At 47.1% G+C, this 13,149-nt stretch carries 9 protein-coding genes; all 9 read left to right on the top strand.

The genetic code is table 11. The features are described 5' to 3' along the window. Positions 1–66: 66 nt before the first annotated feature. The 9 genes from SDE_RS14080 to gltB all read left to right on the top strand — a co-directional run bounded on the left by SDE_RS14080 (position 67) and on the right by gltB (position 13,138). Complete coding sequence (locus SDE_RS14080; protein WP_011469168.1) at positions 67–1,134, top strand: pilus assembly protein PilM; 1,068 nt, start codon at positions 67–69, stop codon at positions 1,132–1,134. A gap of 1 nt (position 1,135) precedes the next feature. Beyond that, positions 1,136–1,699, top strand: a complete 564-nt coding sequence (locus tag SDE_RS14075; protein ID WP_011469167.1) for a PilN domain-containing protein — start codon at positions 1,136–1,138, stop codon at positions 1,697–1,699. Between the two features lies 1 nt (position 1,700). Next, positions 1,701–2,315, top strand: a complete 615-nt coding sequence (locus SDE_RS14070; protein WP_011469166.1) for a type 4a pilus biogenesis protein PilO — start codon at positions 1,701–1,703, stop codon at positions 2,313–2,315. 7 nt (positions 2,316–2,322) lie between these two features. Next, on the top strand, positions 2,323–2,862 hold the full coding sequence (locus SDE_RS14065) for a pilus assembly protein PilP (RefSeq protein WP_049762653.1): 540 nt from the start codon (positions 2,323–2,325) through the stop codon (positions 2,860–2,862). Positions 2,863–2,865: 3 nt separating this feature from the next. Further along, positions 2,866–5,049: a type IV pilus secretin PilQ family protein gene (gene pilQ / locus SDE_RS14060; RefSeq protein ID WP_011469164.1), complete on the top strand. Its 2,184-nt coding sequence runs from the start codon at positions 2,866–2,868 to the stop codon at positions 5,047–5,049. A gap of 2 nt (positions 5,050–5,051) precedes the next feature. Then, positions 5,052–5,561 (top strand): shikimate kinase AroK, encoded by a 510-nt coding sequence (gene aroK, locus SDE_RS14055; protein ID WP_011469163.1) that lies wholly within the window; start codon positions 5,052–5,054, stop codon positions 5,559–5,561. Between the two features lie 161 nt (positions 5,562–5,722). Next, positions 5,723–6,811 carry a 3-dehydroquinate synthase gene (aroB, locus tag SDE_RS14050; protein WP_011469162.1) on the top strand — a complete coding sequence of 363 codons (1,089 nt, stop codon included), beginning with the start codon at positions 5,723–5,725 and terminating at the stop codon, positions 6,809–6,811. A 34-nt stretch (positions 6,812–6,845) separates the two neighbouring features. Beyond that, a complete protein-coding gene (locus SDE_RS14045; protein WP_011469161.1) occupies positions 6,846–8,330 on the top strand; it encodes an SPOR domain-containing protein in 1,485 nt (494 codons plus the stop codon). 362 nt (positions 8,331–8,692) lie between these two features. Continuing rightward, positions 8,693–13,138: a glutamate synthase large subunit gene (gene gltB, locus SDE_RS14040; RefSeq protein ID WP_011469160.1), complete on the top strand. Its 4,446-nt coding sequence runs from the start codon at positions 8,693–8,695 to the stop codon at positions 13,136–13,138. Positions 13,139–13,149 lie beyond the last annotated feature (11 nt).

The following is a 13,149-nucleotide window of genomic DNA, read 5'->3' as shown; positions in this document are numbered from 1 at the left end:
TGTTGCAGCCTATACTTAAAGTGCTATAACATAAACGTAAGCTAAGTAGCGGAATTAGATAGAAAAATGAGTATTCTCAACTTGTTCACTAAGAAAAAGAACCCCATGCTGGGATTGGACGTGAGTTCAACGTCCGTAAAGCTCTTGGAGCTTAGCCGGCATGGAGATAGCTATCGGGTTGAGAATTACGCCGTGCGCGCTCTTCCTGCCAACTCCGTGGTCGAGAAAAACATCAATGATGTGGAGGCTGTCGCGCAGGCGGTCAAAGCTGTTGTGCAAACCTCTCGTACCAAAATCAAAGATGCTGCCGTCGCGGTCGCAGGCTCGTCGGTTATCACCAAGGTGATCGACATGCCAGCGGATCTGAGCGAAGACGATATGGAGTTGCAGATATCTATCGAGGCAGACCAATATATTCCCTACCCCTTAGAAGAGGTCGCCATTGACTTCGATATTCAGGGGCCCTCAGCCAAAAGTGAAGACCGTGTTGATGTGCTTTTGGCTGCGTGCCGAAGGGAAAACGTCGATATTCGCGCAACCATGCTAGAGCTTGCCGACCTCAACCCTAAAGTGATTGATGTAGAAGCCTATACCATGGAGCGTGCATTTGCGCTTGTGCAAGAGCAACTAGAAGATCAAGACGAACAGGTTGTGGCGGTACTCGATATTGGGGCGACCATGACGACGCTAAGTGTGTTGGTCGACGGAAAAACAATATACACGCGTGAGCAGTTGTTCGGCGGTAAGCAGCTTACGGAAGAAATTCAGCGTCGATACGGCCTTTCTGCTGAAGAGGCTGGGTTGGCTAAGAAACAAGGTGGCTTACCTGATGATTATGAGCCAGAAGTGTTGGAGCCTTTCAAGGATGCTGTGGTTCAACAGGTTACACGTTCTTTGCAGTTCTTCTTTTCCTCGAGCCAGTATAACGATGTAGACCATATCGTTATTGCGGGCGGTGTTGCTAGCTTGGAGGGATTGTCTAACCTAGTAGAAGAAAAGTTAGGCACTTCGGTTACCATCGCAAATCCATTTGCCAATATGTCTGTTTCCTCTCGCGTTAACGCAACCGCGCTATCGAATGATGCGCCGTCGCTAATGATCGCAGTTGGTTTGGCGCTAAGGAGCTTCGAATAATATGGCTCGCATAAATTTACTTCCTTGGCGTGAAGAGTATCGCCAAGAGAAAAAGAAAGAGTTTTTCACGCAGCTGGTGGGGGTATGTATTCTCGCTGGCTTGGTTGCGTATGTTTGGATAGCAAGTGTTGATAATGCTATTGCTTATCAGAATGAGCGAAACAATATACTGAATAACGAAATTAAAATGCTTTCTGAGCAGGTAAAGGAAATTCAAGAGCTTAAAAAGAAGCGCAGAGAATTATCTGATCGGATGAAGGTTATTCAAGACCTGCAAGGCACTAGGCCGCTTATTGTTCGCTATTTTGATGAGTTTGCTAAAGCTGTGCCAGATGGGATTTATGTTACATCGCTCAAGCGAGTTGGGAATGCTCTCACTATCGATGGTGTAAGCGAGTCAAATAGTCGTGTGTCAGCATTTATGAGGAAGTTAAACGCTTCTAAATATTTTGATGAGCCAGATTTGAAAACTGTTGATGCAGTTCCTGAGCTGGGAGAGCAAGCGGCAAAATTCACAATCCATTTGAAAATGGTGCTGCCAGGCGATGGGGAGGCTCAGGGCTAACATGGCTGATTTAAATAAATATATTGAGCAGCTTCAGAATTTCGATATAAACGATGTCGATTGGGATCGGGTTGGAGTATGGCCTTTACCAGGGCGGATTTTTCTTTTTTTAATTGCTTTCAGTTTAATCGTTGCAGGGGGCTTCTTCTTTGTGGTTAAGGATAAAAACTTAACTTTGGAGGCAGCAAAAAGCCAAGAGAAAACGTTGAAAGTATCTTTCGAGGGGAAAGCGCATGAGGCGGCAAACCTAGATGCTTATCGAACTCAGATGGTCAAGATGGAAGAGTCTTTTGGTGAGGTAATTAAGCAGCTACCGGAAGAAATTGAGGTTCCAGACTTGCTAGAAGATTTGGATTCTAAAGTAGCAGATAGTCGTTTGGAAATGATTAAAATAGACCCCCTAGAGTCTAGAAATACAGAGTTTTACGTTGAGCTACCGATAAAGATTGAGGTTTTAGGGGGGTATCATGAATTTGGGGCGTTTGTGAGCGGGGTGGCAGGCATGCCAAGGATCGTGACCCTCGGGGATTTTGAGATCTCGATCAAGAATAAGGAAACAGGCCAGTTGCGTTTGGATATCCTAGCTAAAACCTACAAATATAAAGCTCAGGAGTAGGTTGAATATGAATTACTTGCGGTTTTCAAAGAGTTTATTGCTGTGGTGCTTCGTGGTGCTCATTTATGGGTGTGGTGGTGCAAGCGACCACTCCGAGCTTAAAAATTATGTTAAATCTGTAAAGGCAAAGCCTGCTAGGGCTATTGAGCCATTGCCACCATTTCGGCCATACGAATCATTTGTATATTCAGCCGCTGCTGAGCGAAGCCCGTTTGATCGCCCTGTAGATGTTACTCAGCGCGTGTATGGTCGGACAGGAAGTGACGTTAAACCAGATATGAACAGGGAGAAGGAATATCTGGAGTCATATGAGTTGGGTCAGCTTACTATGGTTGGCACGATAACTAAAAGTGGAAAACTTTGGGCGTTAATCGCGGATCCAACGGGGTTTGTGACTCGGGTGGCCGAAGGTAATTTCATAGGGAAAAATCACGGTCGGATAACATCTACTGCGCAGACGCAGATTGAGTTGCTCGAAATTGTTTCTGATGGTCTTGAGGGCTGGATAGAAAGGCCTCGCATTCTCGCATTATCTGAGAAGGATTAAAGCATGTTCACGCAAAATACAAAATTAATATTAATCGCTGGCTTGTTGGCGTTTTCTGGCCTGGTGAATGGTGCCTCCCTTCAAGATTTGAGGTTTGCTGAGCTGCCAGGGGCTAAAGCGGAAATTAGAATGTTGTTTGATTCTGTGCCTAATGCGCCTCAGGGGTATACCATCGAGCAGCCAGCACGAATTGTTTTGGATTTTTCCAGCACCACAAATAGTCTTGCACAAAAGAAATACTCTGTTTCTGTTGGTGATGTCGACAGTGCCGTAGTGCTTGATGCGGGCGGTAAGACAAGATTGATTGTTAACCTAAGTAATTTGGCGCCTTATACGACTCGCTTGGAAGGGAATGAGCTAATTGTAGAAATCGGTGCTGATGTATCAAAGTCGAGTGCTGTTGCTGCACATTCTCCTGCTGGTGTTGTATTAAATAACAGTCCAGAAGAGGTGCGTGTAGGTGCCGGTTCCGCGATTTCACTTGTGGATTTTCGTCGCGGCGAGGTTGGAGAGGGTAAGGTTATAATCTCCCTCACTAATCCTGGAGTGGATGTGGATATTCAGGAAGTGGCCACCGGTATTGAGGTGCGTTTCTTGGATACTGAATTGCCTGAAAGTTTGCGCAGGAAGTTAGATGTTTTAGATTTTGCAACCCCTGTATCCATGGTTTCCACTTTAAAAGAAGGTGGTGCTGCGGTTATCCATGTGACAGCTAATGGTGAGTACGATTACCTAGCTTATCAGGCAGATAATAAGTACGTGGTGAGTGTTAAGCCATTAAGTAAGGCCGAGATAGAAGAGAAGAAGTCTCGCTTTGCTTATGTTGGTGATAAGTTATCCCTAAATTTTCAGGATATTCAGGTTCGGTCCGTTTTGCAGTTGATCGCTGACTTTACTGACCTTAACTTGGTTGCCAGCGATACCGTCTCAGGCAGTATTACGCTTCGGTTGGAAAATGTGCCTTGGGACCAAGCTTTGGATTTGGTGTTAAAAACCAAGGGCTTAGATAAGCGCCAAGTGGGTTCTGTGTTAATGGTAGCGCCGGCCGCAGAAATTGCAGCTAGAGAGCGGCAAGAGATTGAGACTCAAAAGCAGTTGCAAGAGTTGGCACCGTTGCGTACAGAGTATATTCGCGTTCGCTATGCCAATGCGCGTGAGTTGTTTAACTTGTTTATTGATACCTCAAGTGGTGAAAGCGGCGGAGCACCCGGCGGTTCCGGTTCTGGCAGCGAAAGAAACTCAACGGGTAGCATTCTCTCTGAACGAGGTCAGGCGATAGTTGATGAGCGCACTAACTCGATAATTTTGACTGACACGGAAGAGAAAATAGACGACTTTCGTAGGTTGGTAGACCGCATTGATATCCCTGTTCGTCAGGTGATGATAGAGGCTCGCATCGTGATAGCGAATAGCGACTTCAGGAAAGAGCTTGGAGTGCGAATGGCTGGTGATGCGGTGGAAACTTCTGTTTCTGGTGACACAAAGTTCGAAATGACAGGGCGTCTTACTGGCTTGACTGCTGCGGACGGTTCTGGACCAGAAGCCTTGTTCGTCGATACTGATGGTGATGGCGTGACTGATGATGAGCGAAGCTTATTGGATTCGTCTTTGGTTGATTTAGGAGTGTTTAATCCCGCGGGGGCCTTCACTTGGAACGTTATTAGTTCGAACTTCTTGCTAGGCATGGAGCTTTCAGCGTTAGAAAACTCTGGTTACGCAGAAATTGTGTCTCAGCCAAAAGTTATTACTGGTGATAAACAAAAGGCTTCTATCGAGTCGGGTACTGAAATACCTTATCAAGAGGAGTCGGCAAGTGGTGGTACGACTACGTCATTTAAAGAGGCTGTACTTAAGCTTGAAGTTACGCCTCAAATTACGCCAGATAATCGAGTAATAATGGATTTGGTTATCAACCAAGATTCAATTAGTTCTATCGATGCAAACAGTGGCATACCTGTAATTGATATTACTCAGTTAGAGACTCAGGTGTTAGTGGCTGATGGCGAAACTATTGTGCTTGGCGGTATCTACACAACCAATACCTTTACCGGTGAGACTAAAGTGCCATTGTTAGGTGATATACCCTTTGTAGGCAAATTATTCCGCAACGACTTCAAATCCGAAGATAAGCGCGAAATATTGATCTTTATCACTCCTCGTATTATGGCTTCTAACTTTACTGAATAAATGTGATTGATAACGTTGTATTGGTCGGCCCCATGGGGGCCGGCAAATCTACCATCGGTAGGTTATTAGCTGCCCGTCTTGCATTTCATTTCTATGACACAGATTCGGTAATCGAGGAGCGCACTGGTGCGGACATTCCTTGGATCTTCGACGTAGAGGGTGAGGAAGGGTTTCGTGCACGTGAATCTGCAGTTTTGGGTGAGCTTGTGCATTCCTCAGGTGCTGTCATCGCAACCGGCGGTGGTATAATAATGCGTGAAGTTAATCGTGAAATGCTGTCTCAAGCAGGTGCTGTGGTTTACTTGACTGCAAGTATTGATCAGCTCGTAGAGCGCACATGTAAAGATAAAAAAAGGCCTCTTCTCCAAGTGGCTGACCCGCGCGCAAAAATTATTGAGCTTATAAAATTGCGCGACCCCCTTTATAGGGAGGTGGCAACGTGTGTGGTTGAAACTGATGGGCGCTCCCCTCGTTTCGTTGTTCAGCATATTGCTGAACTGCTGAATGCCTAACGCACTTTTGTCAAATTTCCTCTAATTAAATCTTATCGTGTTGGCGGGAGTGTGAATAACCGCTAACATGCCACTTTGTAGTCAATTTGCTTTAGCGTTGTTTTGCGCTGGCGATGTGCTAAGTCACCATAAAACTATTCAAATTTTGAGCTATTTAGATCATGAAGACCTTACATGTAGACTTGGGGGATAGGAGCTATCCGATTTTTATTGGCGCTGGCCTGTTAGCTAACCCTGAAAAGTTTTTACCTTATTTGGCGGCGAAACAGGTGCTGGTTGTTACAAATACAACGATCGATGCGCTGTATGGCGACAGTTTTTTCTCGTTGTTCGAGGGGATGGATAAAGCGCATAAGGTTGTATTGCCTGATGGGGAGTCTTATAAAAATTTAGAAGCGCTAAACCAAATATTTGATGCTTTGCTAGAAGGGAAGCACAATCGTAAGACCACATTGGTGGCTTTAGGGGGTGGTGTTGTAGGTGATATGACCGGCTTTGCTGCTGCAGCTTATCAGCGTGGTGTTGGTTTTATTCAAGTGCCAACCACACTGCTGTCTCAGGTTGACTCTTCTGTGGGGGGGAAGACCGGCGTGAACCATCCGCTTGGCAAGAATATGATTGGTGCTTTCCATCAGCCGAATGTGGTGGTTATTGATACCGATGTATTAAAAACATTGCCTGATAGAGAGCTGTCTGCCGGAATGGCAGAGGTTATCAAATATGGTCTTATTGCAGATTATGAATTTTTCTGCTGGTTAGAGTCTAATGTAAAGGCATTGATGGCAAGGGATGTTGATGCACTCGAGTACGCAATTGAGCGGTCTTGCCAAATTAAAGCCGATGTTGTTGCTCAAGATGAGACCGAGTCAGGTATTCGCGCGATATTGAATCTTGGGCATACGTTTGGCCATGCGATTGAGAGTGATCAAGGTTATGGTAATTGGCTGCATGGTGAAGCGGTGGGCGCCGGTATGGTGATGGCCTGTGAATTGTCTTGTCGGATGGGATGGATAGATAAGCCGTTTTGTGAGCGTGCAGTAGCGCTGATTGCTGCTGCAGGTTTGCCTATTGCGCCGCCGGAATCGATGTCGCCAGAAGATTTTATGAAGTACATGGCTGTGGATAAAAAGGTCTTGGATGGTGGTTTGCGCTTGGTGTTACCAAATAAACCGGGTTCTTCCATTGTGACCGATTCATTTGATGCTGACGCGCTAGCTGCGACTTTGGGTCGTACTGGGCAGCTGGGTTAGCGGGTAAAACGCAATCTTTAAGAGGCTGGGAGATATGGATCAGGAGGATATATTTGCGAGTACCGAGCGCAGTGGCGATGGTTTGCCTTATTATTACTCAACCCCAGCACGCAATGGGCTGCTGCAGCAGGTTATACACTTCATTCGTTTTGGGGAAGGTTTGCCTATTGTGCAGGGGCGATCGGGGGCGGGTAAATCCACCCTGTCGCTTCAGTTGGTCTCCTTGTTACAGCCAGAAGCTAATGTCGTTCAAATAAGCGCGGCTGCTTTCTCTGAAGATTTCACGTCGTTGCTGGCAGAGGTAGCGGGTGATTTTGGTTTGCCAGTTGAGGGTGGAGCTTCTTCGGGGGAGCTGCTGGTCGCTTTGCGTCATTTTACCCGTGCGCTAGCTGATGATAAGCGGCTAGGGGTGCTAGTTGTTGATGATGCGCAAGAGCTTGATGATCAGTCTCTCGGAGGGCTGATAAGTTTATTGCAGGGGCAGCAAATAGGGGGGAGCGGTTTTCATTTGGTTCTTTTCGCAAGCGAAGACTTTGTTTCTAGAGTTGACGCTCTCGGTTTGTTGGATGTTCCTGTTTACGATTTCGATGTGCCTTCGTTTTCACCCACAGAATTGTCAGGCTTTTTGAGAGGGGTGAGTGGTCGCGAGATTTCTTCTGAGGGGGTCCAGTCGCTTTGGAATGCATCCAAAGGAGTGCCCGGTGTGGCGCTAAGTTTACTTAATGCGCAGTCACAGCACGGGCTGGATGAAGAGGTTGAAGCTGGTCGTGCGGGTGGTTTTGCTGGTGGGCTGCCCGTAGCCCATTTGGTCGCGTTTTCAGTGCTACTGGGGGTCTTAATTTGGGTGTTCTTCGCAGGCGATGACGGAGACCAAAAAGCTGAATCAAGCACTTCGCAAAGGGTTGAGAAATCGATTCCTCTGCCTCCTGTAGAGGTAAAAGAAGCTGTTGCGAAAGAGCCAAAGGTCGAGCCTGAGCGCTCTGAAGGTGAGAGAGTGGTGCTTGATACTCTCCCTGAGGGGGTGGTGGAGAGTGTCGAAAACGATGTGGCACCGGTCGATGAAGTGAGTGTAAGTAGCGCTCCTTCTGAGATCGTTCAAAAGGAGGTAATTAGTGGGGGCGATCAACCGGCTGCAAAAGTTGTAAATGAGCCTAAGCCTACTGCACCGCAAAAAGCACCAGTACCGCAAGTTAGTGGTGATGAGCGCGTTATAGAAGAGCACGAGCGCTATTTGCTTGCACAAAACGGAGACGCCTACACGCTGCAAGTGCTTGCTGCGAGCAAAAAGGAGGCGTTACTGCAGTTTGTGCGTAGGCAGCCCAATAGTGCTAATTTGCGTATCTATCAGGGAATTCGCGAAGGGCGGCAGTTGTACGTGGTGATTATTGGCGTGTATTCTTCCAAGGAGGAGGCGTTATCCGCCATTGCCGACTTACCACTAACGCAGCGACAGAGCGGGCCTTGGCCTAGGCAGCTCAAGACTATTCAGGCTGATATCCGCGAAAATAGACGAAAATAACTTCTTTTTCCCTAATTTTAAAAGAAGACTAACCGCGCATCTTTCTATTTGTACTTGCCATTCTTACGTTTCGCAGTTAACATTCTGCGCCCATTTGTATGCAGCCCCTTAAATTAGGGGCTTTTTTGTCTAAGGCAGTAGGTTTTTACGAGTTATCGTACTGCTGCGCCGCGTAAAAGCGAATTGAACCCTTCGGTATTTCAACGAAGGTGTGTGCAAAACATGAGTTGGGTGTGAATCTTGCGTAGAAAACTACGCGCCCCTTAAAGTTAGCTGTTTAAATATGGCGCAGGGGTGGAGCCACTAGCGGTATCCTGAAGATTTCGCCTAGAAGTTAATGTTCGAACGAAGTGAATAAGCCTATGAGTACTGGTCTATATCGGCTGGATGAGTTTAAAGACAACTGTGGTTTTGGCCTTATTGCCCATTTAAAGGGACAGGCGAGCCATAAGTTACTGCAAACCGGCATAGAAGCGTTAACCTGCATGACGCATCGCGGCGGTATCGCTGCGGATGGAAAGACAGGTGATGGTTGTGGTTTGCTAATTCAGAAGCCTGATTCTTTCCTTCGTACTGTAGCGGCCGAATTGAATTTCACGCTCGCCGACACCTATGGTGTGGGTGCTGTTATGCTCAGCAAAGACAGTAAAGCTGCTGAAGCTGCTAAAACTGTTGTAGAAGAAGAGTTAGCAAGACAAGGGTTAACAGAAATCCTATGGCGAGAAGTGCCAACTAACTCTGAATGTTTAGGCCCTATAGCGCTCGAATCCGAGCCATCTATCTACCACTTACTGGTAAATGGTGCAGATGCCGATCTACAAGCATTTAATTCCAAGCTATTTGTAGCCCGTCGAAAGTCAGAGATAAGACTGGCGAAAGACGAAGCGTTTTATATTGCGAGTTTAAGTAGCAGCGTATTGTCCTTTAAAGGGCTTATGATGCCTGTAGACTTGCCGCGTTATTACTTAGACTTGGCTGATGCTCGCTTAGAAACGGGAATATGTGTATTCCACCAGCGTTTCTCCACAAACACTATGCCCCGCTGGCCGTTGGCGCAGCCATTCCGCATGCTGGCTCATAACGGTGAAATTAACACCATTATGGGTAACCGCAACTGGTCTGTGGCGCGAACTAAAAAATTCCAAACAGATTTACTTCCCAATGTGGACGAAATTGTTCCATTGGTTAACCGTACCGGTTCCGACTCATCCAGCTTAGATAACATGTTTGAATTGCTGTTAACGGGCGGTATGGAATTGCATCGTGCAGTGCGTATGCTTGTGCCACCTGCTTGGCAAAATGTTGAGCATATGGATGATGAGCTTAAAGCGTTCTACGAATATAACTCTATGCACATTGAGCCGTGGGATGGTCCTGCGGGCTTAGTGTTGACTGATGGCCGTCACGCTGTATGTACGCTTGACCGCAACGGGTTGCGTCCTTCTCGTTGGGTTATCACCAAAGATGATTGCATCACGGTGGCGTCTGAAATCGGCGTTTACGATTACAAACCAGAAGATGTGGTGGCTAAAGGCCGTTTAGGGCCAGGTCAGATTTTATCTGTAGATACGTTTACTGGTGAGTTACACCACACCAAAGATATCGATGAGATGCTTAAAAAGGGCCAGCCATATCAAAAATGGCTGCAAGATAACGCCTTGCGCATCGAATCTAAGCTTGCTGGCGATGTAGCCGAGAATGGCCTGACTGCGGATGAAGTTAAAACCGCAATGAAAATGTTCCAAGTAAGCTTTGAGGAGCGCGATCAAGTATTGCGCCCGCTGGCTGAAGCAGGGCAAGAAGCAGTAGGCTCTATGGGCGACGATACTCCTATGGCAGTACTGTCTGCGAAAGAGCGCTCGCTTTACGATTACTTCCGTCAGCAATTTGCGCAGGTTACTAACCCGCCGATTGATCCGCTACGCGAAGCCATTGTTATGTCTTTAGAGACGTGTATTGGCCGCGAGCTATCTGTATTTGATGAAACAGAAGATCACGCCAACCGCGTTATTTTATCTAGCCCTGTATTGTCGCCAGCTAAATTCCGCGCTTTATTGGATTTGAATCGTAAAGGTTATGACGCCAAGCGTTTTGACTTAAATTACGACGCGTCCACGTTGAATTTAAAGCAAGCTATTGAACTGCTGCTAGAAAAAATCGTTGTTGCTGTAAAGCAAGGTACGGCATTAGTTATCCTTAGTGATATTGAGCTTAAAGAAGGTACCTTACCCATTCATGCTTTGCTGGCTACTGGTGCTGTGCATCACCGCCTAACGCGTGAAGGCTTGCGTTGCGATGCCAATATAATTGTAGAGAGCGGTACCATTCGCGATTCGCACCACGCAGCCACTTTAATTGGTTATGGTGCTACAGCGGTTTATCCATACTTGAGCTATTACGTGCTCAATAACCTCATCGAGTCTGGTGAGCTGTTAATGGATACCGGCGATGCTTACCGTAACTATCAAAAAGGCTTGGACAAAGGCCTATTGAAAATCCTATCTAAGATGGGTATCTCAACAGTGGCGTCATACCGTGGTGCTCAGCTGTTCGAAGCTATTGGTCTAGATGAAGATGTAATTGATACCTGCTTTGTAGGTACACCCAGCCGCATTAAAGGCGCAGGCTTTGTCGATTTAGAGGCGGATCAAAAAGCTATTGCCGTGGACGCGTGGAAAAAACGCAAGCCCATCGCACCGGGTGGTTTACTGAAATATGTACACGGTCAGGAATATCACGCGTTTAACCCAGACGTAGTTCAAACACTGCAAAAAGCGGTGAAGTCAGGTAACTACAGCGAGTGGCGTGACTACGCAGAGCTTGTAAACAATCGCCCGGTGGCAACGTTGCGTGACTTAATTGGCTTGCGCGGTGGTACAACGCCTATCCCTCTTGATGAGGTGGAGCCAGTTTCTGAGATTGTTCGCCGGTTCGATTCTGCGGCTATGTCTTTAGGCGCTTTAAGCCCAGAGGCTCATGAAGCTCTAGCGGAAGCGATGAACACCCTAGGTGGTCGTTCGAATAGCGGTGAGGGCGGTGAAGACCCCATTCGTTTTGGCACATTAAAAATGTCCAAAATTAAGCAGATTGCGAGTGGTCGCTTTGGGGTAACACCCCACTACTTGGTTAACGCGGATGTGCTTCAAATTAAAGTGGCACAAGGCGCAAAACCTGGTGAAGGTGGACAGCTGCCAGGCGGAAAAGTTAACGCCCTGATTGCGCGCTTAAGATATTCCGTGCCCGGTGTAACGCTTATTTCTCCGCCACCACACCATGATATTTATTCAATTGAAGATTTAGCTCAGCTCATTTTCGATTTGAAGCAAGTAAACCCGCATGCATTGGTATCGGTAAAGCTTGTTTCTCGCCCAGGTGTAGGAACAATCGCAGCGGGTGTAGCTAAAGCCTATGCCGATTTGATTACTATTTCTGGTTATGACGGCGGTACTGCGGCAAGTCCGCTCACGTCTATTCGTTATGCGGGTTCGCCTTGGGAGCTTGGGCTTTCTGAAACCCACCAAACGCTGCGTGCAAATGGCTTGCGCGGTAAAGTGCGCGTACAAACCGACGGCGGCTTAAAAACTGGCTTAGATGTAATTAAAGCAGCTATTTTGGGTGCCGAGAGCTTTGGTTTTGGTACTGCACCAATGGTGGCATTAGGTTGTAAGTACTTGCGTATTTGTCACTTAAACAACTGTGCAACCGGTGTTGCTACCCAGCAAGATAAACTGCGTCGTAATCATTACATCGGCACCAAAGAAATGGCGATTAATTTCTTCTCATTTGTTGCTGAAGAAACCCGCGAGTGGATGGCGAAACTGGGTGTGCGCACCCTAGAAGAGCTTATCGGCCGCGTAGAGCTGTTAGAGCTGTTAGACGGTAAAACCAGTAAGCAACAAAAGCTGGACCTAAGCCCGATAATTTATACCGACGAATATCTGCAAACTAAACCGCAGTTCTGTGGTGTGGATCGCAACCGACCTTTCGATGAAGGTTTGTTAGCTGAGCGTATGGTCGAGGAGGTGTTGCCAGCTATTGAAGCTAAGCAAGGTGGTGAGTTTAACTTCCATATCACCAACTGTGATCGCTCTGTTGGCGCACGTATTTCGGGTGAGATTGCCAAGCGCTACGGCAACCAAGGCATGGCAGATAAGCCAATTACCCTTAAGTTGACCGGTATTGCGGGTCAAAGCTTTGGTGTTTGGAACGCTGGCGGCTTGAATATGTACCTAGAAGGCGATGCTAACGACTACGTTGGTAAAGGCATGGCTGGCGGTAAGCTTGTTATTCGTCCTCCTAAGGGTTCAACGTTTGCGAGCCAAAATACAAGCATTATGGGTAACACCTGCTTGTACGGTGCGACAGGCGGTAAAGTATTTGCTGCAGGCGGCGCAGGTGAGCGCTGTGGTGTACGTAACTCTGGCGCCCACGTAGTGGTAGAGAGCGCCGGCGATCACTGTTGTGAATACATGACTGGCGGTGTAGTAACTGTTTTGGGTGAAACCGGCGTTAACTTTGGCGCGGGTATGACCGGTGGTTTTGCTTACGTATTAGATGAAAACAATAACTTCGTTGACCGCTACAATCACGAGCTTGTTGATATTACCCGTGTAAATACCGAGGCACTCGAAGCGCATCGCAACCATTTACGCAGTGTTATAGAAGAGTTCGTAGAGGAAACAGAGAGTGAGTGGGGTAAAACTTTACTGGCCAACTTCAACGATTACGTTGGTAAGTTCTGGTTGGTTAAGCCCAAGGCCGCAGGCCTAGACTCTTTGTTGGTAAGCGTTAAAAAGCGCGGTGAATAATTGATTTTGGG

Source organism: Saccharophagus degradans 2-40 (assembly GCF_000013665.1).
GTDB classification, from domain to species: domain Bacteria; phylum Pseudomonadota; class Gammaproteobacteria; order Pseudomonadales; family Cellvibrionaceae; genus Saccharophagus; species Saccharophagus degradans.
Note: the sequence above shows the minus strand (reverse complement) of the source record. Positions and strands in the feature narration are given on the sequence as shown.